We start from the raw sequence: 24371 nt of genomic DNA, 5'->3' as shown, positions 1-24371 counted from the left end.
CCGGGCCATGATCAAGAGAATCGAGTCCTCCGTCCGCCCATGAGCGGGACGACCGGGACAGGACTGCCCGGATCACCGACAACGCTGTTCGATCACGCGCTGCGGCTGCATCAACTGGTTCCGGATGAGCCGCTTCCGCGCGACGGGTACCCCTTTCCTGACGACGCGTTGCACCGTCGCCGAGGCCCGAAGGCACCCAAAGACCGGCACTTGGCCGGCAAGGATATTGCCCTCATTCTGGACACGCATTTCGCGAGGGCCTCTGCCCTGCCCAGCGAACTGGCCGACGACTTCCACGACGTCTACATCCCGATTCATCACAACGAGCACATCGCTGCCGCGGCTGCGCGGGTGGACACAGAACGTGTTCGTCAAACGGGCCGCTGGCTGGTCCGCTATGGCACCGATCGCTGTTCAGTCACCGTCGGGCTTGCCCTGCTCGCAGTTGTGGGAACAGGTGACGACATCCCACTGATTCAGACGATTGGACTGCTCTCCGACCGCTTCGGGCCGCTGGCGGCGCACGCCTTCGAGCGGCAGACAGGAGGAGTCGAAGCCCTGCTCTGGCTCGCCGAGCGAGTCACCGGCTGGGGACGCGTCTATGTCGTTGAAGCTCTCTGCAGACTCGACGACCCAGCTGCCCGACGATGGCTGCTGCGCAGGGCCTGTGACGGCGACTTCCTCAACGGATACTTCGCCGGCAAGGTTGCCACAGTTGCCAGACTCCATGAGGCGCTTGCAGAGCTCGACACTGACAGCGAGATGGTCGACCACATTGGTCGGCTACTCCATCTCATGAGCGACTGCGGGGGGATGGGACTCACCCTCGCTCATTACCCCCATTCGAGAGTGGTCCTGGAAGCTCATGCTCGCCATGTTGGTTTGCTCAGCCCGACCATGGAGCGCTACTTCACGATCGCGGTGCTCACTCAGCACCTGACTACGGAGCCTTCCGAGGCTGCGGGGTGCACCGCGGCACAACAGGAAGCCCTCCGGGCGACCTACCTCCAGGTGCTCGACCGCGAGGAGTGGACCCAGGCCGCACGTGCCGGGATCGCCGCGGATGACAACCGGATGCGGTGGCTCGCCGACCACAGGGCGCCACAGCTGAGGCTGCGTGCGTTCCCCGATCGAGAGCCAGGTGCCGAGGAATAGCGCACGTCAGGAATAAGTGCTCTCCGCCAGTACCGCGACGGACGGTCCCTGACCGGTGAGTGAGTGACGGAGGAGGGGTGTCGGCCAGGTGCCGGCGCTCCTCCTTCGTCGTGTCGTGGGGTACGTAACCTCCGTCCATGGACGACACGTTGCGGCGACCCGACGGTGACATCCGTGAAGTCTCGGGGTCCGCCCGAACCGCGGCTCTCGGGGCGCTGGTCGCGGATCTCCGTTCCCCGGATCCGGTGGCGCGCGACGAGGGCGCGTACGGCACGGCTGTCCGCTGGATACCCGGCCTCGACGCGGCGGAGCGGCGATGGCTCGGGGACCGTACGGCCGGGCTGTTCGACGATCCGGCATTCAGGCGCGGGCGTTCGCTCCCCTGGTCCTGGCCCGGCTCGTGGACGCGGGGGACTGGCGGCAGGAGTGGGGGGAGGCGTTCGCCCGCTGGTGTCCCGGCGAGAGTGATCTGCGCGGGTACGACTCCGGGCTCGGCTGGGTGCGTACCGCCGCGCACGGAGCCGAGCTGCTGGCCGACACCGGCAGGTTTCTTCGACGCACAGGAGGACGACCGGATCGCTCGTGCGCCGGCGCAGCTCCTGTGCCTGCCCGGTCTCGCCGTCGCCGGGTCGATGGGCTGGCTGGACGCCTTCTCGGCGCGTTCCGGACGGCGGAGCAGGGGCCGGTTCCTCCCTGGGTCTCCAACATCATGCGCACCCTGCGCATGCTCTACCTGCTGGTGGACCGCGGACTGCTCGCGCCCGGAGGGGACGGTCCGCCGGGCACGGTCACCCAAAGGGAGGCCGTACTCGACGCCCTGGCCGCCACCCTCGCGATCGTCGCCCCCTACCTGCCCTCCCCTTCGGGGAGGGATCAGGTCTGACGTGTGTGGCCCATCGTCATGGTGAACGTGTCGGGGTCGTCCTCGAAGCCCTGAACGCCGGAGTGGAAGTCCCACGACCCGGCCTCGTCGCGGACGAACTCCGCGACGGTGGCCGCCGTGGACCCGAGGACGCCGCCGAAGTCGTCCTCGGCCAGCACGGTGTAGCCCTCACGGATGCGCAGGCCGGGACTGAGGACGTTGACGAATGTCCGGTGCGTGGAGCGTTGTTGGATGATGACGCCGACCACAACGCGCGCGTACTGGGCGCCCAGTCGGTCGAACTCCAGTGTCATGACCTCGTCCCAGCCGAAGCCCTTGCCGTCCTTGCTGTCCCGGTTGAGCGTGATCGTGCCGTCCGGGGAGCGGCTGTCGAAGTGCACCACATAGGCGGGATCGCCGTACGGATCGGCCGCCGGGTAGGTCGCTGCGACGATGTCGAGATCGGTGGGCGGCTGCCCGGCCGGACTCGGATCCCACTTCAGTGAGACTTCGGCCTTGCGGATCCCCTTGTTGAGGGCCTTCACAGACTTCCCTTCCCCGTTCGCCGTTGTGCTGTCGCGCCAACTGCCGGTACCTCACAGCTGGTTGTCCATCGTGCCACGCGCGCGGGGGCGCTCGCGCGGTCGTACTCCGCCAGAGCGTGACCGGCGCCACGCCGTGGGGCCTTACGATGGCGCCGTGCTGGTCAAGTGGATTCGCTGCACCGTGGTGGACCGCCGCGGTTTCGAACGGGGGCAGCGAAAGTGGGCGGGACTTCTGGGGGAGCCGGGATTCCGGGGGCAGGGCGGAGGCTGGAGTCGGGGGCGTCCCGGCGTGGCGCACGTCTTCGCCTTCTGGGAGAGCCGCGCCTTCTACGACTCCTTCATGGCCCGGTCCCACGACCGGCTCGCCACCGCGCAGTCGGGCACCTTCAAGGATCAGCAGGTCAAGCTCTTCGACCACCGTTTCGACGTGAAGACCGGCTTCGAGCCGCGTTTCACGGACTCCGACCTGGTGCGGGTGGCGCACTGCCGTGTCCACGAGGAGCGCGCCGAGCACTTCGCGCTGATGCAGGAGAAGGTCTGGAACCCCGCGATGGCGGGTTCGCCCGGCATGGTGCGAGGGCTGTTCGGCGAGGCGCCGGGGCACGAGTTCCTGATCCTGTCGATGTGGCGCTCGGCCGCCGAGCACGGCAAGTACCGGGCCGAGCGGGTGGAGCGGCTGGCGCTGCGGGCGCAGCTGGAGGCGGACGTCGCGGCTCTCGCCGGAGACATCGTCGAACTGGAACCCAGCTGGATAGTCTGATGGTCAGGACTCCGTGCTCCCGACCCTGTGTTCCGGACTCCGCATTCCGGACCCGGTGTGCTCCAACGCGCACGACATGTGTGACATACGCCGTACAGAGGGCGCCTGAGTGCCCGCTCGGCGCCGACCCGATCTAGGGTTTTGGCATGGTAAGACCACGGCGCATCGTCCTTGTCCGGCACGGCGAGTCAATGGGCAATGCCGATGACACCGTCTACGAGCGCGAACCGGATCATGCCCTCGCGCTCACGGAACGCGGCTGGCGACAGGCGGAGGAGACCGGCAAGCGGCTGCGCGAGGTGTTCGGGCAGGAGCAGGTGAGTGTCTACGTCTCCCCCTACCGGCGGACGCATGAAACCCTGCGCGCATTCAGTCTGAACCCCGCCCACATACGCGTACGCGAGGAGCCCCGGCTGCGTGAGCAGGACTGGGGCAACTGGCAGGACCGGGACGACGTACAGCTGCAGAAGGCGTACCGGGACGCGTACGGGCACTTTTTCTACCGCTTCGCCCAGGGGGAGTCCGGGGCCGACGTGTACGACAGGGTCGGCGGCTTCCTGGAGAGCCTCTACCGCAGCTTCGAGGCCCCCGACCATCCGCCCAACGTGCTGCTGGTGACCCATGGGCTGGCCATGCGGCTGTTTTGTATGCGCTGGTTCCACTGGACGGTCGCGGAGTTCGAATCGCTGTCGAATCCGGGGAACGCGGAGATGCGGATGCTCGTTCTCGGCAGTGACGGCAGGTACACCCTTGACCGGCCGTTCGAGCGTTGGCGTGATCCGGAATCGTATGGAGTCACCGGATAGAGTGGCGGGGCGATGACCGTTGATTCCTCTTCTCACGAGCGCCTGGAGCGCGCCCTGACCAGCCTGCGCGGGCTCGCGGTGGGGGATGCGCTCGGGTCGCAGTTCTTCGTGCCCGTGAACCACCCGCTGCTCAAGGTCCGTGAGCTGCCGACCGGTCCCTGGCAGTGGACGGACGACACGGAGATGGCGTGCTCCGTGGTGGCCGTGCTGGCCGTCCACCACCGCGTCGACCAGGACGCCCTGGCCCACTCCTTCGCGGAGCACCACGACTTCGACCGCGGGTACGGTCCCGCGGTGAACCGGCTCCTGCGGCTGGTCCGGGAGGGCGGCGACTGGCGGGAGCTGGCGTCCGCCCTGTTCAACGGCCAGGGCTCCTGGGGCAACGGCGCGGCCATGCGCATCGCGCCGCTGGGTGCCTGGTACGCGGACGACCCGGAGCAGGCGACCCACCAGGCGGAGATCTCGGCCTATCCCACGCACCAGCACCGCGAGGCCGTCGTGGGAGCCATGGCCGTCGCCGCTGCCGCCGCCCTGGTGGCCGCCGATGGCGGCCCGCCGAGTCCCGGTGCCCTCCTCGACGGGGTGATCGCGCTCGTCCCGAGGAGCGCCGTCTCCGCAGGGCTGCGGCGCGCCCGGGACATGCTGGACTACGCCGACGCGGGCACGGTCGCGGCCGTCCTGGGCTGTGGAAGGCGTACGTCGGCGCACGACACCGTCCCGTTCGCGCTCTGGTCCGCCGCGCGCGCCCTCGGCGACTACGAGGAAGCCTTCTGGGCGACGGCCCAGGTGGGCGGCGACGTGGACACGAACTGCGCCATCGTGGGCGGCGTACTCGCCGCGGGGAAGGCGGGGGCCCCGCCGGCGGCGTGGCTGGAGCGCACGGAAACGCTGCCGGTGTGGATGCCCTCAGGGGCGTAGGGCGGGTGAGGGGCCTCGGTGGGTGCCGAGCGGGCGCCGTGTCGCAGTGCTCGCCGTCGATTCAGGTGGCCGGGGGAGTGGTGTCAGGCACCTGACGCCGAGCGCGCGCATCCTCGGGCGGGCCCGCGGTCGTCGTAAGTCTCACCGGCCTACCGCTGACCTCGTGCGGGGGTGGCGCCGGATGTCGTCCCGCGAGCTTCCGTAAGGCGGCGGTACGTCGCTCAGGTTCCCGTAGCGACGTACCGCCGGCGTTGTCGGCCGCAGCCCCGGCGGCGGCTCCTGCCGGCCCGCTGCCGGGGGATCAGCCGCCGGCCGGGCCCGCGGTGCCCGCCGTGCCCGCGAGGGCGTCCAGGTCGCTCTTGCGGACGCGGATCACGAACCAGGCGGTGGCGAGAGCCAGGGCGGCCATCGCGGCGGCGGGGATGAACGCCGTGGAGATGCCGTGGGCGAGTACCTCGTGGCTCCAGGGAGCGGGGAGCTGACCGCTCCTGGCGAACTCCGCCTTCTGCCCCGGCGTCGCCTCGGCGAGGAACTTGGACACCTGTTTCCGCGCCTCGTCGCGGCTGGCCGAGCCGAACACCGTCGTCAGGATGGAGAGGCCGAGCGAACCGCCCACCTGCTGCGTGACGTTGAGCAGCCCGGAGGCGGCGCCCGCCTCGTGCGCGGCGACCCCGGAGACGGCCGTCAGGGTCAGCGTCACGAAGTTCAGGCCCATACCGAAGCCGAACACCAGCATCGGGCCGAGCACGCCGCCGACGTACGAGCTGTCGGGGGTGATGAAGGCCTGCCAGGCGAGGCCGAGTGTGGCCAGTGTCGAGCCGGCCAGCATGAACGGTTTGGGCCCCAGGACCGGCAGGAACCGCTGCGAAAGCCCCGCGCCCGTGGCGATCGCGAAGGTCACCGGAAGGAAGGCGAGGCCCGCCTCGATCGGCGTGTACAGCAGGACGTTCTGCACGAAGAGGACGATGAAGAAGAACATGCCGAACATCGCCGCGGCCAGGCTCAGCATGATCACGTATGTGCCCGAGCGGTTGCGGTCGGCGAACATTTTCAGCGGGGTGATCGGCTCCTTGGCGCGCATCTCCACGAAGACGAAGGCGGCCAGCAGGACCACCGCCGTGGCGAAGGACGCCAGGGTCAGGCTGTCCCGCCAGCCCTTCTCCGCGGCGCGGATGAACCCGTACACGAGGGACGCCATGCCCAGCGTCGAGGTCAGGGCGCCCACGACGTCGAAGCGGCCCGGATGGCGTTCGGACTCGCCGATGTACATCGGCGTGAGCATGGCGATCAGAATGCCGATCGGTACGTTGACGAAGAGCACCCAGCGCCAGTTGAGCCACTCCGTGAGCATGCCGCCGGCGAGCAGGCCGACGGCGCCGCCGCCGGCCGAGACGGCGGCGAAGACGCCGAACGCCCGGTTGCGCTCCGGGCCTTCGGCGAACGTGGTGGTGATGAGCGCCAGCGCGGTGGGCGAGGCGATCGCGCCGCCCACGCCTTGCAGGGCCCGCGCGGCCAGCAACTGCCAGGGCTCCTGGGCGAGTCCGCCCAGGAGGGAGGCGGCGATGAACAGCAGGATGCCGGTCATGAAGACCCGGCGGCGGCCCAGGATGTCACCGGCCCGCCCGCCGAGCAGCAGCAGACCGCCGAAGGTGAGCGTGTAGGCGCTGACCACCCAGGTGAGGTCGGTGGTGCTGAACTTGAGAGCGCCTTGAATGTGCGGCAGCGCGATGTTCACAATCGTCGCGTCAAGTACCACCATGAGTTGGCAGGCCGCGATGACGGCGAGCGCTATGCCGGGATGCCCCTCCCGGCGGGCCGCACCTGGTTTCTGGTCTTTCATCAACGAAGAGGTAGTCACCATGGGTCCCCCATAGGAGCAATAGTGAACGCCCACGTTCACTGTCGCGTCGAACGGTAGTGAGTCCCCGACAGTGAACGCAAGCGTTCACTGAAGCCGCCGCCGTGTCGTGTCCCGGTTGCCCGGGTAATCTCGGCGATTCACCTCGTCGGCGATCCCTCAATGCCGACAATCCTTATAAATACTTGCACCCCCCGCTCCCCCCTGCCCGCTGGAGACGCTCAGATGGTTACCTCGCGCTGGACGGCCGCCCCCACCCAGGCCGCCTCCCCCCGTCGGCGCGGCGCCGTGCTCGAACGCGCGATCCTCGATGCCGCACTGGATCAGCTCAGTACGGTCGGCTGGAACGGGCTCACGATGGAGGGCGTCGCCGCCGGCGCCCAGACCGGCAAGGCCGCGGTCTACCGGCGCTGGCCGTCCAAGGAGGACCTTGTCGCGGACGCGCTGCAGGCCGGGCTCCCTAGCTTCGACCGGGCGCCCGACCTCGGGAGCGTGCGGGACGACCTTCTCGAACTGTGCCGACAGGTGCGGGAGGCCATGTTCTCGCGTCCCGGATTCGCGTTGCGCTCGGTGATTCACGAATGCGACAGCCCGCAGGCGGAGCGCTTTCAGAGCGTGATCTTCCGGGGGCTCGTCGAGCCCTCGGCGAGACTTCTCCGGGAGATCATCGACCGTGGGATCGAGCGGGGGGAGACCCGCGCCGACGCTGCCAACGGCTATGTCTTCGACGCCATTCCGGCGATGATGATGTACCGCACGAAGGTGTGCGCGAGCGAATGGGAGGCGCGGGACATCGAGGAGATGATCGACCAGTTGATGGTTCCGCTGCTGCGGGCGGGCCGTGCCTGAAGTCCCCTCCCAAGACCGTCCGGGCGTGCTCCGCAGCGACCCTCAAGTCACCTGGGGGAGCCGGGTGTCGCGTGGCCTTCCGGGCGGCGTAGGCTAAGACCGCCATGCCGTACGAAGCACCCACCCACACCGTCGAGCGCTCCCTGCGCGCCACGACCGGAGCGAAGGTCATTGCCGGCGTCGACGAGGTCGGGCGGGGCGCGTGGGCCGGTCCTGTCACCGTCTGCGCGGCGGTCACCGGTCTCCGGCGGCCCCCCGAGGGACTCACCGATTCCAAGCTCATCGCGGTCAAACGGCGCACCCAACTCGCGGACGTACTGCGGGAATGGGTCACGTCGTACGCGTTGGGGCACGCCTCCCACGAGGAGATCGACGACCTGGGGATGACGGCTGCTCTGCGGCTCGCCGCGGAGCGAGCCCTGGAGGCCTTGCCGGTCCGTCCGGATGCGGTCATCCTCGATGGGAAGCACGACTACCTGGGGTCGCCGTGGCAGGTCCGTACGGTGATCAAGGGTGACCAGTCGTGTGTGGCGGTCGCGGCCGCGTCCGTGATCGCCAAGGTCCAGCGCGACAAAATGATGGCCGAACTAGGTGTCGACCATGCAGACTTCAATTTTGCGGCCAATGCCGGGTATCCGTCGCCCGTGCACAGGGCCGCGCTGGAGGAGCGGGGCCCCACCCCGTACCACCGGCTGTCGTGGGCGTATCTTGATGCGCTGCCCCAGTGGCGGCACCTCAAGAAGGCCCGCAGTTGGGCGAACGGGAACGCTCCGGAGATCGAGGGCCAGCTCGGCTTCGACTTCTGACGTCTCTGTTCGCACCCATGTGCCACCCGCCGACGCGAGTCGCACCGGTGTTTGATAAATATCAAGTCATGCCTCTCATTCCCGAGGAGCCTCAGATTCACGAGAGTGCCCAGGGTCCCCGCGTCGCTCCGGCCAGTGGCCACAGCGCGCCGACCCCCCGTCCCGTACCCGGCCCGCGCCCCGCGGCATCGCCGCGTCCCGGCCGTCCGGGTCCCTTCCGGCCCACCGCGCCGGCCCAGCGTGCACCGCACGACGCGCCCGCGGCCGTGGCTTCGACCGCCGGCGCGGTCAAGCCCGGGCCGTCCGCGGCTCCGGCCGCCCCTGTCCCTTCCATCCCCTCCGCGCCCGCCTCCGAGGCCCCGGCGACCCCGAAGATCCAGCTGGTCCCGGCCTCGGCCGAGGGCGCGCTGGACGCTGCCGAGGAAGCCGTCGACCTGCTCCTGGAGTCGGGTCGGGCCCCTGGTGAGGTGCTGGTGATCACCACCGGCGATCCGCACCCGTGGGCCGCGCACGAGCTGTCCTTCGGCGAGGGCCCGTACTGGGCGCAGCACGACGCGGGCGACGACGTCTTCTACGCCGACGCCGCCGCTCTGAGCCGTGCCGCCTCCCGTCCCGTGGTCGTCGTCGCCGTCAACGGCGGCGCCGACACGACGGTCGCGGCGGCTCTTCCCCTGGCCCTCGGCCGTGCCGGTGCCCTGCTGATCTGCTGTGGCGACCCGCAGCAGATCAACTCGGTGCTGGGCGCGGGGGTCTGAGCCGGTTCCGGTTCGCCCGAGCAGCTTCGGGAACCACCCGGGTCAGCCGGTCCAGCGACACCGGACCGGCTGACGGAGGGCCCTGAAGCGGTGACCGTACGGCGGGCGACCCGGCGTGCCCCGACGCGGAAGCGCCGGGAACACGTCGGCTGCCGTGCGGCGCCTTGGCATGTCATGCGCAGGGCGACCGGAAACCCACGTCCGGGAGAGTCGCGGGGCGACGGGGGCACGCGCGCGTGCCCCCTTTTTTTGTTGCGCGTCGGCTGCGGTGCGGGCGGGTCATGTGCTGCCCGCGCGCGGGTTAGCTCGCTGCCGTACGTCGTACCGGCGGACGCCGTTGTCCGCGGTGACTGTCTGGCTACGACGTGGACGGCACCCCTGGCCGACTGACGCAGCCGCACGGGGTGGCCGACCGCCGAACCGCCGAGGGAGGCGAGGCGTGTCGGCCGCCGCGCGCCGGTGTCAGCGGGCTGCCGCGCGGCGCAGGATGTCCGAGGCGGCGCCTCCGGTGCGGGGCATCGGCAGCGGCGGCGGTGCCTCGGACAGGGCGAACGGCTCCGGTGGCGAGTCCGCGTTGGGGCGCCGCCCGCCGCGGCCCTCGCCGAGCACCTGCCAGCCGTCGCGGGTCAGCGTGATGTACGCGCCGCAGCGCAGCCCGTGCAGGGTGCAGGCATCACGCAGACCCCACATCCACGCGCCGTCCTCCTCCGTCCAACGGGCGTCGCCCTCACGGCAGTAGAGCAGGACGGCGGTGCGCACCGGAGTGCGCCGACGCAGGTCGTGAGGGATGACCCGGCGCAGCTGCGCGAGCAGCGAGTTACGGAACATCCAGCCGTCTGCCGGTGCCGAGCGGCGGGTGAACGAGGCACTCGCCCGCAGCCGCTCGTCCGGATCGAGGACGGCCACGATCGCGGTCGCGGGCCCGGGACGGTGCCGCGCGTGCAGTCCGCTGACGACCTCGCGGGGATTGCGCAGCAGGGGAATCCCGGCTGCGGCCCACTCCGCGGGTTCGAGCATGCGGGCTGCTGAGTTGGTGGAAGCGGCGGACAGGTCGGCAGACGTCGACATGGATGCCGCGGGGGACGGAGCGAATCCGAAGGTCACGGTCCTCCCTTCGGCTACGCGCCCACACTGCGGGCGGGAGATCGGACTTGGGGGAGCGCACACCGCGGCGGAGCCCTGCCGGACCACGGACATGCCGTGCGGGGAGCGGACTTCAATTCTTGCTGTCGAACTGGGTTGCGGCAACGAGCAAATGGGGCCACCGACCGGCTTCTGGTGATCTGTGGATTATATCCCTGCCAGGTGTGTCATTTGTAGATGGCTGGGGTGGCGGGGAACGGGGCGTTGGCCCGCTTGTTCGGCCTGGTTCACGTCCCCGTCATGGACCAGGCGGGGCGCGGACCAGTGGCGACTGCCGTGTGCGGGCGGTCCGGCGGAGCATCCGGGCCGTCACTGCGAGGGTCCACCCGGTCACAGCGAAGTCGTCCGAAAGGAGGAGAAGAAGCGGCGGGGACGGGGTGGAAGGGCCGTGCCTGCTTCGTCACGGCCGGAGAATTGGGCCGATGTCAGTGCTGTGGGGTTGCATGGGGGCATGAGTATCCAGGAGCTGCGTGCCGAAGCCGACGCCGTCCTCGCTGAGCTGGTCGGTGCCCCGGAGGGTTCGGCGCGGTTGCGGGAGGACCAGTGGCAGGCGGTGGCCGCCCTGGTGGAGGAGCGTCGGCGCGCCCTGGTCGTGCAGCGCACCGGCTGGGGCAAGTCGGCGGTGTACTTCGTCGCGACCGCTCTGTTGCGACGGCGTGGCGCCGGTCCGACGGTGATCATCTCGCCGTTGCTGGCGTTGATGCGCAACCAGGTCGACGCGGCGGCACGGGCCGGCATCCGGGCGCGCACGATCAACTCGGCCAACCCGGAGGAGTGGGAGACCATCTACGGGGAGGTCGAGCGCGGAGAGACCGATGTCCTCCTGGTCAGCCCGGAACGCCTCAACTCCGTGGATTTCCGCGATCAGGTCCTGCCCAGACTGGCGGCCACGACCGGTCTGCTGGTGGTCGACGAGGCGCACTGCATCTCCGATTGGGGACACGATTTCCGCCCCGACTACCGCCGGTTGCGCACGATGCTGGCCGAGCTGCCGGCGGGGGTGCCGGTGCTGGCCACGACGGCGACCGCGAACGCGCGGGTGACAGCGGATGTGGCCGAGCAGCTGGGCACCGGGGGCGGCGACGCTCTGGTCCTGCGGGGGCCGCTGGACCGGGAGAGCCTGCGGCTGGGCGTGCTGGAGCTGCCGGACGCGGCGCATCGGCTGGCGTGGCTGGGCGAGCGGCTGGGGGATCTGCCGGGCTCGGGGATCATCTACACGCTCACGGTGGCGGCGGCCGAGGAGGTCGCGGCGTTCCTGCGACAGCGTGGGTACCCGGTGGCCTCGTACACGGGGAAAACGGAGAACGCCGACCGGTTGCAGGCGGAGGAGGACCTGCTGGCCAACCGGGTGAAGGCGCTGGTGGCGACATCGGCGCTCGGGATGGGCTTCGACAAGCCGGACCTGGGGTTCGTTGTGCACCTGGGATCGCCCTCGTCCCCGATCGCCTACTACCAGCAGGTGGGGCGCGCGGGGCGTGGCGTGGATCATGCGGATGTGCTGCTGTTGCCGGGGCGCGAGGACGAGGCGATCTGGGCGTACTTCGCCTCGGTGGGCTTCCCTCCCGAGGAACAGGTCCGGCGCACGCTGGCGGTTCTGGAGGACGCGGGGCGTCCCCTGTCGCTGCCGGCACTGGAACCGCTGGTGGATCTTCGGCGTTCGCGCCTGGAGACGATGCTGAAGGTCCTTGACGTGGACGGGGCGGTCAAGCGCGTCAAGGGGGGCTGGACCGCGACAGGGCAGCCGTGGGCGTACGACACCGAGCGTTATGCCTGGGTCGCCAAACAGCGGGCCGCCGAGCAGCAGGCCATGCGGGACTACGTGGCTACCTCGGGGTGCCGGATGGAGTTCCTGCAGCGGCAGCTCGATGACGAGAAGGCGGTCCCGTGCGGTCGCTGCGACACGTGCGCCGGGCCCTGGCTCGACCCGTCCGTGTCCTCCGGCGCTCTCGCGGGTGCGGCGGGTGAACTGGACCGTCCCGGGGTCGAGGTCGAGCCGCGCCGGATGTGGCCCTCGGGAATGGCGGCGGTCGGGGTCGATCTCAAGGGCCGTATCCCCGTGGGGCGGCAGGCGGCCACCGGGCGGGCGCTGGGCAGGCTGTCGGACATCGGCTGGGGCAACCGGCTGCGTCCGCTGCTGTCGGAACAGGCTGTGGACGGGCCGGTGCCTGACGACGTGCTGGCCGCCGTCGTGACGGTGGTGGCGGACTGGGCCCGGTCGCCGGGCGGCTGGGCCGGCGGCGGCCCGGACGCGATGGCACGGCCGGTGGGGATCGTCGCCATGCCCTCCCGCACCCGCCCGCAGCTGGTCTCCTCCCTGGCCGGGGGCCTGGCCCGGGTCGGCAGGCTGCCACTGCTGGGCAGCCTCGCGTACACCCCGCAGGCCGGCGAGTACGCGGCGCACCGCAGCAACTCCGCCCAGCGGCTGCGCGCACTGGCCGCCTCGTTCACCGTGCCCGACGAACTCGCGGCAGCCCTGGCGGGCACCCCCGGGCCGGTCCTGCTCGTCGACGACTACACCGACTCCGGCTGGACCCTGGCCGTGGGCGCCCGCCTCCTGCGCCAGACAGGAGCCGACCAGGTGCTTCCCCTCACCCTTGCCGTGGCGGGGTGAGCGGGTTGCCGTCCGTCGGATCCTCGGCGTCGGCTTCGACGCCAAGAGCTGATCACTGGGGCTCGCGGGTGCGATGATCGCCGTGCGGTCAGCCGCGCAGGAAGTACAGGGCGGTCATGAGTACCGCGGTGGTCAGAATGACGCTCCGCAGCAGCCGGGCGGGGAGACGGCGGGCCAGGTGGGCGCCGGCGAAGCCTCCGGCCACCGCACCGACCAGCATGCCGGTGAGGACGAGCGGCTCGCTCAGTGTGTCCGACGCGACGAGGAACAACACGGTCGCGCTGAGATAGATGGCGGCGAGTTGTGCGATCCGCATCGGGTTGCTCACCGTGGTGTCGAGCCCGAGGCCGATGCTCCAGAGGGCCAGCATCATGATGCCTACGGCGCCGCCGAAGTAACCGCCGTACACGGCGAGGACGAACTGGCTGATCAGGACGGCGCGGGAATTCATGCCGACCGAGCGGCCCAGCGTGGCGTTCAACGTTCGGGACAGCCGGGGTCCGAAGGCGAGGATCACCGTGGCGAAGGCGAGCAGCCACGGTGCCGCGGCGTCGAACGACGACGCCGGCAGGGCCAGTAGCAGGCTGCCGCCGACTCCACCCCCGATCACACTGACCGCTGTCAGAGACTTCGTGGACGCCGCCCCGACCGGGGCGAGTTCGCGTCGGTACACCCAGACACCGGCCAAGGCCCCGGGTACGAGGGCCACCCGCGACAACGCGTTCGCCGTCACGGGTGACAGACCGAGCGCCACGAGAACGGGCAGCGCCACAAACGTGCCCCCGCCGCCGATGGCGTTCAACGCTCCGGCGGCGGCACCGGCCAGCACGACAAGGAGTATCTCGGACACACGCCGAGCATCAGCTCCGCGGCACGGGTTCCACAATGCGTAATCGCCGGACCCAGCCTTAGGCCAGCACTTAGGCTCAGGCGGTGCGTTACGACCTGGACGACCTACGGCTCTTTGTCCACATCATGGCGGAGGGGTCTATCACGGCAGGCGCTCACCGCATGAACCTGAGCCTGCCGTCGGCCAGCGCCAGGGTGCGCTCGCTGGAGCGGACCGTCGGCGTGCCGCTGCTGCTTCGCGGCAGACGGGGCGTGCGGCCCACACCGGCGGGAACGACCCTCGCCCGCCACGCACGCGACGTGCTGGCTCAGACCGCTCGGCTGGAAAGCGCCGTCGCGAGTTACACGCGGTCTCCGACCGCACCGCTGATCCTGCTGGGCGGTGGCTCCGCGATGCACGGGCTCGTGCCCCGGGCCCTTGTCTCGTTCCTCCGTGCGCACCCGGGCGTCGACGTCGAGGTGGCCGAGAGCCGCACCCCGCGGACCGTGCGGATGCTCGCCGCCGGCGAGGCGGATCTCGGGGTCGTTCTCGACGACGAGGCCCGCGACTGCGGTCTGCCCCTGGAGCCGCTCGGTGACGACTCCCTGGTAGTGATCGGCCAGCCCGGAGGGATCCTCGCCGGGCGGGCCGCACTGACCTACGGCGAGGTCGCGGAGCACCCTCTCGTCGGGCTCGACGCCGACTCCTCGCTGCGCCGCTGGATCGAGAAGCACCTCGGTCCGCATGCTCCGGCGGTGCGGTACCGCACGACCGTCGCCGATCTCGACGTCCTGGTCACCCTTGTCGCCGCCGGTGTCGGGCTCGCCGTGGTGCCGCGTCGTGCCATCGACCGCCACCAGCCACTCGACGTGTGCGAGCTACGGGAACCCTGGGCCTGCCGTCACCATCTGCTGGCCTGGGGCGTCAAGCCCGGAGCGCCGCCGACGGCCACTGCCGCGCTCGCCGAACATCTGCGCCGAGCGGCGCTGTCCGAACCGTCTTCTCAGACAGATCAGGTAGATCAGACAGATCAGATGGATCGGACACTGCAGACACCGCTCGCAGACCCGTTCACGGGGCCGAACCCTCGTGCTCGTGGCCTTTGCGACTGCGGCGTCGCGAGAGGGTGGCGCTAAACGCCGCAGCGGCCCGGCCGCAGCCGGGCCGCCACCACTGACGAGTTTCGGCCGGAGGCCGTGAGCCCCGTCAACGGCCCGTCAGTGGCGCAACTTCACCTTGCTGAGCGCGGCGACACCGAGGGCGGCGAGGGCGATCTGTATGAGCCACTCGACCCAGTCGACGCCATTGGTGTCGGCGACGTCGAGGCCGGCGGCGATGCCGGTTCCGATGAACGCGGCGATGATGCCGATCCCGATCGTCCACAGGATGCCGATGCGCTGGCGTCCGGGTACGACGAGCCGGCCCAGGACACCGATCACGATGCCGATGACGATCGCGCTGATGACGCCTGAGATCTCCATGTTCGGTATGCCACCTCACCCTTGTCCGTTGGTGACGTGCGAGTGCCCGTTCGAAGCGACGGGTAACGCCCCTTGACGTGTCCCTGGTTGGCGTTATCCACAGGCCCAAGCGGAACTCGCAGATCCGCGAGATCGTCACCGCATGACGAATCACAGCGAAACGCATCAGGTCACCCTGCGCACTCCGGCCGAACTGGCCGATGCTCTGCCGTATCTGCTGGGCTATCACCCCGAGGACAGCATCGTCCTGGTCGCGCTGCACGACAGGGACGGGCGCGGCCGGTTCGGCGGCCGTGCGCGGCTCGGAATTCCGGCGAACCCTGAAGACTGGCCCGCCGTGGCACAGCAGTTGACGCACGGTCTGGTGACCGGAAGCGAGCGCAGAGGCGCACGCCCCGAGAGCATGGTCGTGTACCTCTGCCAGGAACCGGCGGCGGGCGAAGCACGGCTTCAGGTGAGGGAACGTCTGCGCCCGCTCGCCCAGTTGCTGCGGACCGCATGCGGCCGACTCGACGTACCGGTGGTCGAGGCGCTGTGCATCGCGGACAACCGCTTCTGGTCCTACTGCTGTGTGACGCCCGAGTGCTGTCCGGACGACGGTGTGCCCATGGGCCTGCCCGGCACGTCGGTGCTGGCCGCCGCCGCGACCTATGCCGGTCTGCAGGTGCGAGGCACGCTGGGTGAGCTGCGGGCCAGGTTCCACCCCTGGGAGACCGCTGCGGCGCTAGAACAGGAACGGGTGCTCGACACCGCGAACGCCCGCCTGGTCCCGCGGATCCTCGACGACGGGAGCCGTGCGGACGTGGCTGACGAAACCCTGCGACAGGCGCGGCGGGTCATGAGCCGATTCGCCGACGCACCCGCCGCCTCCGGCACGCTCTCGGCAGACCTTCGCGACGACGAACTGCTCGCACACGACGAGGCCGCCACGCTGATTCTGGGCCTCCAGGACCGTACGACCCGCGATCGCGCGGCGGAGTGGATGGAGGGCGACGAGGCGGCACCGGCCCTGCGCCTCTGGCGGGCTCTCGCCCGCCGCTGTGTCGGGCCCTACCGCGAGCACGCGGCGGCCCCTCTGACGCTGGCCGGCTGGGTCGCCTGGTCGACCGGCGATGAACTGGAAGCCAGGGAAGCGCTGGCCATGGCACTCGGCGCGGACCCCGGATACCTGTTCGCCCGTCTGCTGCACCAGGCCTGCAACGAGGGCTTGGATCCGGAGTCGATCCGCCGTTGTCTGCGCGCGGAGCGCGGCGGCCGAGCTCACCCGGCCGCCGGGCCGTCCAAAACGATGCCGGACACCGAGCGCATCGGCGTCGGCGAGGCGTACGACGACACGGGCAGCGGATGGGATGAGTACCCGGGGGAATTCGCTGCCGTCGACGAGTTCGAGGCCGCCGACAGGTTCGAGGGAACGAGCGGTGCCGAGTGCGCGGAGAAGACCGGCAGTGACGGCTGGCCCATCGCCGATACGGAACCCACGCCGCCCCGCGACGCCGCCCCGGGGCGCCCGTCCTGCTCGACGTCGGTCAGCGGCGCCACCCGTGCGCTGGAGTCGGCCACGAGGCGACGACGTCGGGTGAGCCCCGCCGAGGGCGCCGAGACGCGCCCCCGTGCCAGGAGGGCGGACGGAACCCGGCCCCAGCCTCTGGGCAAGCCCGTCGTACGTCGGCGCGGTCCGGGCACGGGGGAAGCCGCCCCTCGCGGCCACCGGACGACGGGGGACGACGGGTGAACAGGGGTGGAGCAGTGCACAGGCCTTCTGACGGCAACCTCGTGCCAGGCCGATGGATTCGACGCAGGCGAATCAGCACGGGAGCCCGAAGGACGACGGGACATTCGTCCGGCGACCAGGCAACCCTGTGCCGGTCGGCGGACGGTTCGGCAACGGAGGAACCCGCCACCGGCGATTGAGCAACGGCAGTGCGTCCCACGTACTGACCGACGCCAGGACGTCCCAGAACCACCTCACCATCCCGACCACGGCGGACAGCGCCACAGCGGACAACCGTTGCGGTCGTCCCGGCACCGGCCGGACGCATGCCACGCCTCACCGCCATTCGGTCGGCTTGTCCTGCCGGAGGCGTGACTCGGGCAAGCCCCGCTCCGTTCACCTGAGTGGCGGAACCCTTGGACGGGCCGAGCCGCCGCATCACCCCTGTCCTGCCGAAGCTCCCTACCGGGCGCCGAGCGCGCCCTCGGCGCCCAGAGCGCAGAAGAAGCCGCCCATGTATCCGCCGACCCCGCCCCCGGCCGCCGACGACGACCGCCGGGCCGCAGGCACACCCACGTCGCCCTTGCGGGGAGGTGGCGGCGGAGCGCCCGGGAACGCGGGGGACCCGCGCCGCTCGGAGCCACGCTTCCCGGGCACCGGGCGCCCTTCTGCGCCCCCGGCACGGGGCGCACCGCCGTCGTTCGCAACCCCTTCCCCTTCCCGGCCATCGCCCGCCCCGCCCCCTGCCCCCCGCCGTCCCGCCCAGTTGCCTCCGACCCATACCGCCCTGATCTGTGTGGCCCTCCCCGGGCTCGCGATCTCCACGGATCAGGGGCAGCTCACCGGCCGAGGGCTGGAAGGCTTCTATCGCGGGGGCAGGCGCGTGCTCGCCCGGTGCCAGGTGCGCGTGGCCGGCCGCGAACCCCTGGCGGTACAAGCCCGGATGACCGCAGCCGACAGCGCCCGCTTCGTCGGGACGTTACGTGTCTCCCCGGACGGCGGCCCGGACCCCGACATCGTCGTCGAGCGAATCCGCCACGCGGACGGCACCGAGCGGATCACCCTGCACAGCTCGGCGCCGCGCCCGCTGCGCCTGCCGGTCGAGGTATCACTCGGCACCGACCTGGCGGACCTGGGCATGATCGCGTCCGGCACCGCCGGCCCGGAACTGCCCGCCAGCGTCCACGCCTCCGGCCTGCGCTGGTCCTGCGCCACCGGCGGCGCAGCCGTCACGGCCGAACCGCCCCCCGCCGACGCGCTGGCCTCCGCGGGCCTGCTGCGCTGGGAGCTGGACCTTTCCCCCGGCGGTTCCACGACACTGGAACTGCGCGTACGGCAGGACGGCGCGGGACCCGTCCGGGCCGTGGGCCGCGCGGCGACGAGCCCCCTCGCCGCGGCAGGGGCCACCGGCGACGACCCACGCGTCGAGGCGCTCCTGCGGACCAGCATCGAAGACCTCCAGGCGCTGCTCCTGCGGGATTCCGCGCATCCCGGCGACATCCATCTCGCGGCAGGGGCACCGTGGCGCTGCGGGATGGCCCCGGCCGAGGCTCTCGCCGCCGCCCGGATGACGCTTCCCCTCGGTACCGGGCTCGCGGTGGGCACGCTGCGAGCCCTCGCCCGCACCCAGCTGGCGGGGCCGGGCCCGAGGTCCGGCATGCTCCCTGGCCCGCGCCGGGACGCGGGCCCACACCTGCCACCCGGATGCACAGGCACGGAGGCCACCCTGCTCTTCCCCGTGCTCCTCGCCGAGGCCCGTCGCTGGGGGCTCTCGGAACAGGCGACCGAGGAACTGCTACCGACCGCCGAGCGCTGTCTGACCTGGCTGCGCACGACCGTGGGTGACGGAACCTATCTGCCCGATCCGCAACCGGGCGGCCCTCTGCGCTGCGAGACGCAGGCCCATGCGCACCGCGCCGCCCTCCTCGGCGCCGATCTCCTCGACGCGTACGGCCGGCCAGGCGGTGCCGGGCTACGGCAGTGGGCGCAGAAGTTGCGCAACGCGTTCAGGGACGAGTTCTGGGTCGAGGACCGGGGCGGCGGCCGACCCGCAGCCGCCCGTACGCCGGACGGGCGCGTCGTGCCGCACTTCGGTGCGATCGCCGCCCATCTCCTCGACACCGGTCTGCTGGGCGAGGGCGAGCCCGCCCCCGGGCTGCTCGACAAGGTGCAGACCGGACAGCTCGCCCGTCTGTTCGGCAGCCCGGCCATGGACTCCGGCTGGGGGTTGCGCGGCCTGGGCGTCAAAGAGGGGGGCTACAACCCGTTCGGCCACCGGAGCGGTGCCGTACGGGTCCAGGAGACCGCGGTGGCCGTCGCGGGCCTGGCCACCGCCGGGTACGAGAAGGAGGCGAGTTCGCTGCTGCGCGGCCTCCTGGCGGCGGCCGAGGCCTTCGAGTACCGGCTGCCGGAGATGTACGCGGGGGAGCAGCGCGTGGAAGGGGGCGCGCCGTTGCCCCACCCGGCGGCCTGCCGGCCGTCGGCCACCGCTGCCGCCTCCGGGGTGCTGCTGCTCGCGACCCTGACCGGTATCCGTCCGGATGCCCCGGCGAGCACGGTCATGCTCCGCCCGGTACGCAGCGTGCCGTTGGGCGAGATCGGTCTGACGGGGCTGCGGATCGCGGGTGCCCCCTTCTCGGTGCGGGTCAGTCGGCTCGGCCTCGCCATGGTCGAGGAGGCTGCCGCGGGACTGCAATTGCGAGCGTGACCTCGGACGAGGTGTCTCGGAGGACGACCGGAAGCGGCCGTGACACCGCTGCCTGACCACGGTGGACCAGCCAGGTGTGCGGCCGGAGAAGGGAGTGTTTATCGTCAGGCAGACGACTATGATCACGGCATGCCCTACGACCCGTCAGCCTTCCCGCCCTTCGCCGTCACCGTGGACCTGGTCGTGCTGACCGTGCGTCGTCATGCCCTGTGCGCGCTGGCGGTACGCAGGGGTGAGTCGCCCTTTCAGGGACGCTGGGCGCTCCCAGGCGGATTCGTACGGGCCGACGAGGATCTTTCCCAGGCCGCAGCGCGCGAACTGGCCGAGGAGACCGGCCTGCGGGCCCACGACCCTGATGCCCCGGCCCAGGACAACGGCGCTCATCTGGAACAGCTCGCGACCTATGGCGACCCCGAGCGGGATCCCCGGATGCGGGTGGTCAGCGTCGCTCATCTCGCGCTCGCCCCCGACCTGCCCGCTCCCCGGGCGGGCGGTGACGCCAACAGCGCCCGCTGGGCACCCGTCGAGGAACTGCTGCGGCAGGGCGGCTACGGCCGCGACGGCGAACAGGCGGCACCACTCGCCTTCGACCACGCCCGGATCCTGTCGGACGGGGTGGAACGCGCCCGCTCCAAGATCGAGTACTCGTCGCTGGCCACAGCGTTCTGCCCGACCGAGTTCACCGTCGGAGAGCTGCGCCGCGTGTACGAGGCGGTGTGGGGCGTCGCCCTCGACCCCCGCAACTTCCACCGCAAGGTCACGGGCACCCCGGGCTTCCTCGTCCCCACCGGAGGTACGACCACCCGGCAGGGCGGTCGTCCGGCCCAGCTCTTCCGAGCCGGGGGAGCCACCCTGCTCAACCCTCCGATGCTGCGTCCCGAGGTCTGACCCCGAATCCGCGCGACTGCGCACACCTGAATGCCGACTCGGGCAGAGCCCGTTTCCAAGTGGGCCCCGCCACACCAGGGAAAACGGACATAACGCGCTATCTTGCTACGGGTGATCCAGGCCTTCGGACTGACCAGCAACTCTCGCAAGGATCTTCCGCCCGCCGTCGACGACGTCTCCTTCGAGGCGCGCGCGGGCTGCGTCACGACGCTCCTCGGCATCCCGGGCGCAGGCAAGACAACAGTGCTCAGGCTCATGCTCGAACTCCAACAGGGTCGTGGAGTCACCTACTTCAGAGGCCGCCCACTGCATCGCGTCGCCCATCCCTCCCGTGAGGTGGGCGTTCTCTTGGGTGATGTGCCGGGGCACCCCGCGCGCACCGTCCGAGGCCAACTGCGCATGCTGTGCGCGGCGGCGGGCGTCCCTGTCCGCCGTGCCGATGAAGTCCTGGAGGTCGTCGGCCTCGTCAGCCTGCGTGACGAACGTCTGGGCACACTGTCACGCGGCATGGACCGTCGGCTCGGCCTGGCCTGCGCCCTGCTGGCCGACCCCCACACCCTCGTGCTCGACGCGCCCGCCGACGCTCTGTCCGCGCGCGAACGCCAGTGGTTGCACGGCATGCTGCGCGCCCATGCCACCCAGGGCGGTACCGTCCTGTGCACCGCCACCGACCCGAAGGAGGCGGCCCGCACCTCCGACCGGATCATCACCCTGGAACAGGGTCGACTCGTCGCCGACCAGGAGGCCGCGGACTTCTCCCGCACCCGACTGCGCCCACGCGTCGCCGTCCGCAGCCCGCACGCCACCCGTCTCGAAGCCCTGCTGACCAAAGAGGCCAGGGCAGCACACCGCTCCGTGGAGGTCGTACGGGAAACCGGCAACCGGCTCTCCGTGTACGGCAGCACCTGCGCGGACATCGGGGAGACCGCGTTCAGGCACGGCATCCTCGTACACCAACTTGCCGACGAGGTCGGTGACATGGGCCCCGGAGCAGGTTCGACCCGCCGCAGTGGGACGTCGGTGTGCGGCGGGACGCAGCCTCTCGGTGAGGCCCGTACGACTGATCGGGCGACGGCTGCCGGCGAGGACAGGGCGACCGTCGAAACCGGCGAGATCGTGGGCGGCGCAGGCCAGGATCCTGCCGCGGTCACGCCTGAGGTCGCCGCCGTTCGGCCCGGTCCTGCCACCCCTTCGGACATTTCCGCGTCGCACGGTTCCGCCGCACAAAGCCTGTGCGTGTCGACGACCACGTCGACCGGGGTCACTCCGGCGGCCCGCCTCCCGGAGCCGAACGTGTCCCCCAGTCGCGTGCTGACAGCTGCCCGTGTCTCGGGGCCGACAGCCGGCCGCACCACTGGGGAGTCCGGGCCCGCCCGCCCCCAGGGAGCCCGCCCGCGCCCCTCCGGCGTGCTCGCCTCCGACACCCTGCCCCCGCTCCCACCTCCCATCTCCGTCCGCCCCGCTCCGAGTCCGCTGCGTCCCCTCCGTTACGAGCTGCGCCGGGCCTGCGGTGTCGGCACCGGGTTCCTGACCGGGGCCGCCGTGCTCGTCTCGTCCGCGCTCGTCGCCGTACTCCTGGCCCGCGTCGGCCACACTCCACAGCACCGTCTGCTGGCCGCCTGGCCCCAGGAGCTGCCGCTGCCGCCCGCGGCACTCGGCGCCGGGCTGCTCGGCGCCGTCGCCTTCGGTGACGAGTTCCGCCACCCCGCCCTGGCGGTCGACCGCGGTACGGTGCCCCGCCGACTGGGACTGCTCGTCGCCAAGCTCCTCGTCGCCGCGGTCACCGGGCTGCTGCTGGCCTTCCTCACCGTGGGCTGCGACGCCGAAGTGCTCTACCTCGTCTACGGACGGGAGCTGGCGAGGGTTCCCGCGGACTGGCTCGCGCTGACCGCGAGTTGGATCGGCCTCGTGATCGGCTGCTCGTGGGCCGGAGTACTGGCCGCGGGTATCTTCCGGTCCACCACCGCCGGACTCGCCGCGGTGGTCGCCGTACCGGTCCTCGTGGTGCCCCTCGTACAGAAGTTCCTGGACGGCTCCTCCGTGCGGAGCGCGGCCGGATTCGCCATGCGGTCGCGGGAACTGTTCCTGGCCGAGTGGCCGTTCGGGGGCGAGCGGTATCTGGTCGCCGGGGCGCGGATGATCGCCCAACCCGTCGGTGGCGCGCTGACGTTGTCGCTGACTGCCCTGCTCTGTGCGTATCTGCTCACGACCCTGCGAAGCAGGGTCCGATGAAGACCGTCCGCGACCTTCCGGTCCTGCCCTGCGCACAACTCCCCGAGGAACGCCCGTTTCTTTCCGATAAGGCGTCAATTGCGACGGGGTGAGCGATCACCCTTTCGTGTGCTTTTCACCAAAGACCTCAAGGGAGTTGGAGACGGCGCCGACAAAGGATCCGTGAGTACCCTTGCGCACACCATGATGACCGCCGCCCGCTCCGCAGACTCCGGTCTCGTCGGCCCGGGCGGGCTCGACCGCTACCCCTTCGCCGAGGCCCCCGGTGCCGACCGCGCGGGAGTCCCCTCCTGGGACGCCGGGGACCCGGAGCTGGGCCGCGTCGGCCGCCGCACCGCGAGCAGCCGCGGTCGCGGGCTCCACGGTCAACTCGTCCAGCAGCTGGGCCAGATGATCGTCTCCGGCGACCTGGGCGCGGACCGTCCCCTCGTACCCGAGGAGATCGGTCAGCGTTTCGAGGTCTCCCGCACCGTGGTCCGGGAGTCGCTCCGGGTGCTGGAGGCCAAGGGCCTGGTGAGCGCCCGGCCGAACGTGGGCACGCGCGTGCGGCCCGTCAGCGACTGGAACCTCCTCGACCCCGACATCATCGAGTGGCGGGCCTTCGGGCCGCAGCGCGACAACCAGCGCCGCGAGCTCGGCGAGCTGCGCTGGACGATCGAGCCGCTCGCCGCTCGCCTCGCCGCCGGGCATGGCCGCGAGGAGGTCCAGCAGCGGCTCGTCGACATGGTCGAGATCATGGGCCACGCCATGAACCAGGGTGACGCGCTGACGTTCTCGCGCGCCGACGCGGAGTACCACTCGCTGCTCATCCAGCTCGCCGGCAACCGCATGCTGGAGCACCTCTCCGGGATCGTGTCCGCCGCCCTTCACGTGTCCGGCGGTCCGATCACCGGTTGTGACCGCCCCACAGAGGCGTCCTTGGCGCACCATGCCCGGATCGTCGAGGCTCTCGCGGCGGGCGATGGCGCTGGTGCGGAGACGGCCATGCGGCAGCTTCTGATGGTGCACCCCGAGGTGCACTCCGAGGTGGAGCGCGTGGTCCCGGCCCCGCGCGAGCACTGACCGTGCGTCGAGAGCGGCGGGACCGGGGGCAGTGTCGCCCACCGGGAACATCGCTCGGCTCGCGAACCGTCGCTGCCGGGCCCCGCCGGACCCCGAGAGGGTTCCGCGGGGTCCGGCGGCGAGACAGGGCGACCGCGCGGTGAGCGGTGGGACGAAGCGGCGGCGGACCGTCCTGAAGCGCCCGTCACAGCTCTGAACAGGGCTGCAGATGCGGGCGCGGATCGGTCGGCTCGGCCTGGCCGTCGCCATGCCTGACCACCTCTAACCGTATTTGACAGCTTTTGAGTGCTTACGGGGTGTGACTCGGGCCACGCAGATTGGGCGTAACGCTTGCGGAAGCAGCGCGATGACCTAAGAGGTGGCAGCCGCGGAGGGAATACAGACGCCGTTCCA

At 71.0% G+C, this 24371-nt stretch carries 21 protein-coding genes; 15 read left to right on the top strand and 6 right to left on the bottom strand.

Going from position 1 to position 24371, the window contains the following annotated elements; all coding sequences use genetic code 11:
* The first annotated feature begins 39 nt into the window (after window positions 1–39).
* Window positions 40–1155, top strand: a complete 1116-nt coding sequence (locus tag QA861_RS11285; protein ID WP_334588212.1) for a hypothetical protein — start codon at window positions 40–42, stop codon at window positions 1153–1155.
* Between the two features lie 316 nt (window positions 1156–1471).
* Window positions 1472–2038, top strand: a complete 567-nt coding sequence (locus tag QA861_RS11280) for a DUF2785 domain-containing protein (RefSeq protein ID WP_334588211.1) — start codon at window positions 1472–1474, stop codon at window positions 2036–2038.
* On the opposite strand, the gene QA861_RS11275 is transcribed toward QA861_RS11280, so the two are convergent.
* The gene (locus tag QA861_RS11275; protein WP_443041472.1) at window positions 2029–2562 is read right to left on the bottom strand and encodes a TerD family protein; all 534 of its coding nucleotides are present in this window, start codon (window positions 2560–2562) and stop codon (window positions 2029–2031) included. The two genes, QA861_RS11280 and QA861_RS11275, sit on opposite strands and share 10 nt — an antisense overlap.
* A 154-nt stretch (window positions 2563–2716) precedes the next feature.
* On the opposite strand from QA861_RS11275, the gene QA861_RS11270 reads away from it, so the two are divergent.
* From QA861_RS11270 to QA861_RS11260, 3 genes are all read left to right on the top strand, one after another.
* Complete coding sequence (locus QA861_RS11270) at window positions 2717–3322, top strand: YdbC family protein (protein ID WP_044473835.1); 606 nt, start codon at window positions 2717–2719, stop codon at window positions 3320–3322.
* Between the two features lie 146 nt (window positions 3323–3468).
* Entirely contained in the window at window positions 3469–4128 is a 660-nt protein-coding gene (locus QA861_RS11265; RefSeq protein ID WP_334588210.1) for a histidine phosphatase family protein, read from the top strand.
* A gap of 12 nt (window positions 4129–4140) precedes the next feature.
* Window positions 4141–5046 (top strand): ADP-ribosylglycohydrolase family protein, encoded by a 906-nt coding sequence (locus QA861_RS11260; protein ID WP_334588209.1) that lies wholly within the window; start codon window positions 4141–4143, stop codon window positions 5044–5046.
* A gap of 301 nt (window positions 5047–5347) precedes the next feature.
* Here the strand turns inward: QA861_RS11260 and QA861_RS11255 are convergent, their stop codons facing one another.
* Window positions 5348–6904 carry an MFS transporter gene (locus QA861_RS11255; RefSeq protein WP_334590513.1) on the bottom strand — a complete coding sequence of 519 codons (1557 nt, stop codon included), beginning with the start codon at window positions 6902–6904 and terminating at the stop codon, window positions 5348–5350.
* Window positions 6905–7129: 225 nt separating this feature from the next.
* Between QA861_RS11255 and QA861_RS11250 the strand changes: the two genes are divergently transcribed.
* The 3 genes from QA861_RS11250 (at window position 7130) to QA861_RS11240 (ending at window position 9314) form a co-directional block, all read left to right on the top strand.
* Window positions 7130–7753 (top strand): TetR/AcrR family transcriptional regulator, encoded by a 624-nt coding sequence (locus QA861_RS11250; RefSeq protein WP_334588208.1) that lies wholly within the window; start codon window positions 7130–7132, stop codon window positions 7751–7753.
* A gap of 104 nt (window positions 7754–7857) precedes the next feature.
* The gene (gene rnhB, locus QA861_RS11245) at window positions 7858–8559 is read left to right on the top strand and encodes a ribonuclease HII (RefSeq protein WP_334588207.1); all 702 of its coding nucleotides are present in this window, start codon (window positions 7858–7860) and stop codon (window positions 8557–8559) included.
* Window positions 8560–8627: 68 nt separating this feature from the next.
* Window positions 8628–9314, top strand: a complete 687-nt coding sequence (locus tag QA861_RS11240; RefSeq protein WP_334588206.1) for a hypothetical protein — start codon at window positions 8628–8630, stop codon at window positions 9312–9314.
* Between the two features lie 462 nt (window positions 9315–9776).
* On the opposite strand, the gene QA861_RS11235 is transcribed toward QA861_RS11240, so the two are convergent.
* Window positions 9777–10418, bottom strand: coding sequence for a hypothetical protein (locus QA861_RS11235; protein WP_334588205.1), 642 nt, complete (start codon window positions 10416–10418; stop codon window positions 9777–9779).
* A gap of 490 nt (window positions 10419–10908) precedes the next feature.
* Here QA861_RS11235 and QA861_RS11230 point away from each other — a divergent pair, with 490 nt between their 5' ends.
* Complete coding sequence (locus QA861_RS11230; RefSeq protein ID WP_334588204.1) at window positions 10909–13068, top strand: RecQ family ATP-dependent DNA helicase; 2160 nt, start codon at window positions 10909–10911, stop codon at window positions 13066–13068.
* A gap of 88 nt (window positions 13069–13156) precedes the next feature.
* Here QA861_RS11230 and QA861_RS11225 read toward each other — a convergent pair whose 3' ends face one another.
* Window positions 13157–13918 (bottom strand): sulfite exporter TauE/SafE family protein, encoded by a 762-nt coding sequence (locus QA861_RS11225; RefSeq protein WP_334588203.1) that lies wholly within the window; start codon window positions 13916–13918, stop codon window positions 13157–13159.
* Between the two features lie 83 nt (window positions 13919–14001).
* Between QA861_RS11225 and QA861_RS11220 the strand changes: the two genes are divergently transcribed.
* The gene (locus QA861_RS11220; RefSeq protein WP_334588202.1) at window positions 14002–15033 is read left to right on the top strand and encodes a LysR family transcriptional regulator; all 1032 of its coding nucleotides are present in this window, start codon (window positions 14002–14004) and stop codon (window positions 15031–15033) included.
* A gap of 81 nt (window positions 15034–15114) precedes the next feature.
* Here QA861_RS11220 and QA861_RS11215 read toward each other — a convergent pair whose 3' ends face one another.
* On the bottom strand, window positions 15115–15378 hold the full coding sequence (locus tag QA861_RS11215) for a GlsB/YeaQ/YmgE family stress response membrane protein (RefSeq protein WP_334588201.1): 264 nt from the start codon (window positions 15376–15378) through the stop codon (window positions 15115–15117).
* Window positions 15379–15520: 142 nt separating this feature from the next.
* On the opposite strand from QA861_RS11215, the gene QA861_RS11210 reads away from it, so the two are divergent.
* Window positions 15521–17110 (top strand): DUF4192 domain-containing protein, encoded by a 1590-nt coding sequence (locus tag QA861_RS11210; RefSeq protein ID WP_334588200.1) that lies wholly within the window; start codon window positions 15521–15523, stop codon window positions 17108–17110.
* A gap of 441 nt (window positions 17111–17551) precedes the next feature.
* Here QA861_RS11210 and QA861_RS11205 read toward each other — a convergent pair whose 3' ends face one another.
* Window positions 17552–17746, bottom strand: a complete 195-nt coding sequence (locus tag QA861_RS11205) for a hypothetical protein (RefSeq protein ID WP_334588199.1) — start codon at window positions 17744–17746, stop codon at window positions 17552–17554.
* A gap of 139 nt (window positions 17747–17885) precedes the next feature.
* Here QA861_RS11205 and QA861_RS11200 point away from each other — a divergent pair, with 139 nt between their 5' ends.
* The 4 genes from QA861_RS11200 to QA861_RS11185 all read left to right on the top strand — a co-directional run bounded on the left by QA861_RS11200 (window position 17886) and on the right by QA861_RS11185 (window position 23978).
* Window positions 17886–19796, top strand: a complete 1911-nt coding sequence (locus tag QA861_RS11200) for a glycogen debranching N-terminal domain-containing protein (RefSeq protein WP_443041471.1) — start codon at window positions 17886–17888, stop codon at window positions 19794–19796.
* Between the two features lie 129 nt (window positions 19797–19925).
* Window positions 19926–20684 carry an NUDIX hydrolase gene (locus QA861_RS11195; protein WP_334588198.1) on the top strand — a complete coding sequence of 253 codons (759 nt, stop codon included), beginning with the start codon at window positions 19926–19928 and terminating at the stop codon, window positions 20682–20684.
* 111 nt (window positions 20685–20795) lie between these two features.
* A complete protein-coding gene (locus QA861_RS11190; RefSeq protein ID WP_334588197.1) occupies window positions 20796–22916 on the top strand; it encodes an ABC transporter ATP-binding protein in 2121 nt (706 codons plus the stop codon).
* A gap of 162 nt (window positions 22917–23078) precedes the next feature.
* A complete protein-coding gene (locus QA861_RS11185) occupies window positions 23079–23978 on the top strand; it encodes a FadR/GntR family transcriptional regulator (protein WP_334588196.1) in 900 nt (299 codons plus the stop codon).
* The last annotated feature ends 393 nt before the right edge of the window (window positions 23979–24371 follow it).

This window comes from Streptomyces sp. B21-083 (assembly GCF_036898825.1).
Taxonomy (GTDB): domain Bacteria; phylum Actinomycetota; class Actinomycetes; order Streptomycetales; family Streptomycetaceae; genus Streptomyces.
The sequence above is the reverse complement of the archived record's forward strand: the minus strand, read 5'-3'. Positions and strand labels throughout refer to the sequence as shown.